We start from the raw sequence: 476 nt of genomic DNA on the forward strand, positions 1-476 counted from the left end.
CGCGCGGCTAGCGCGGCCACCTCGTCGAAACGCTGCGGATGGCGCGGCACCAGGATCAGCAGCGCATGCGGCATGTTCAGCGCCGCGAAGGCGCGCAGCACCAGCGCCTCCTCGCCCTCGCGCGTGCTGGCCGCCACCCACACCGGCCGCGAGCCGATCGCCTCGCGCCAGGCCCGGCCGCGCGCGGCCAGCTCCGGCGGCGTGCTCATGTCGAACTTCAGGTTGCCGAGCACGGCCAGGTTGCGCGCGCCGAGCGCGCCGAGCCGCTCGGCATCGCACGGGCTTTGCGACAGCACCCGCGAGAAACCGCCGAACACCTCGCGCACCGCCGGGCCGAAACGCGAGGCGCGGCGGAACGAACGCGCCGACATGCGCGCATTGGTCAGCACCAGCGGCACCGAGGCGCGACGACACTCGTCGATCAGCGTGGGCCAGACCTCGGTCTCCATCACCAGCCCGAGCGTCGGCCGCCAGGC

1 protein-coding gene is annotated in these 476 nt (G+C 74.2%); it reads right to left on the minus strand.

Annotated features, from left to right (window positions below; genetic code table 11):
• Window positions 1-476: glycosyltransferase N-terminal domain-containing protein (locus HW466_RS31340; protein WP_279610401.1), on the minus strand; the 476-nt coding region annotated here is incomplete at both ends.

It is taken from the genome of Burkholderia territorii, assembly GCF_902833055.1.
Classification (GTDB): Bacteria; Pseudomonadota; Gammaproteobacteria; order Burkholderiales; family Burkholderiaceae; genus Burkholderia; species Burkholderia territorii.